Annotated in this window: 1 protein-coding gene; it reads right to left on the bottom strand. The window is 41.6% G+C overall.

All coding sequences use genetic code 11. The features are described 5' to 3' along the window. Nucleotides 1-401, bottom strand: a 401-nt coding sequence (locus CD111_RS10110; RefSeq protein WP_206124254.1) for an E domain-containing protein, incomplete at both ends; no start/stop codon positions are given.

The following is a 401-nucleotide window of genomic DNA, read 5'->3' as shown; positions in this document are numbered from 1 at the left end:
AACCTCTGGTGTGCCTGTCTTTGGACCAACTTTTGTTACATCGTCTACTGGTGGGACAACTACTTCACCTGTATCTGGATTCTTAACACCTGGCTTACCTGGTTTTTCTTCTGTTGTATCCACTGGTAAGTTTGGATCGAATTCATCTTTATGACCTTGTGGTATTTTCTCACCGCCATATTCAATGATTTCATCTACTGGTGGTGTTGTTACTTCAACCGTTGGTTCACCTTCGCCTACTTTTTCACCTGTAATTGGGTTCACTGTTATTGGCGTTGTGATTGTTTTCTCACCTGGTTTACCTTTTTGTTTAACTTGTTCTGTACCTGGCTCAAGATTTGGGTTGAATTCACGTTTTGTTTCAAATGGTACTTCTTCTGTCTGAACCTCTGGTGTGCCTG

Source organism: Mammaliicoccus stepanovicii (assembly GCF_002902525.1).
In the GTDB taxonomy this organism is placed as follows: domain Bacteria; phylum Bacillota; class Bacilli; order Staphylococcales; family Staphylococcaceae; genus Mammaliicoccus; species Mammaliicoccus stepanovicii.
Note: the sequence above shows the minus strand (reverse complement) of the source record. Positions and strands in the feature narration are given on the sequence as shown.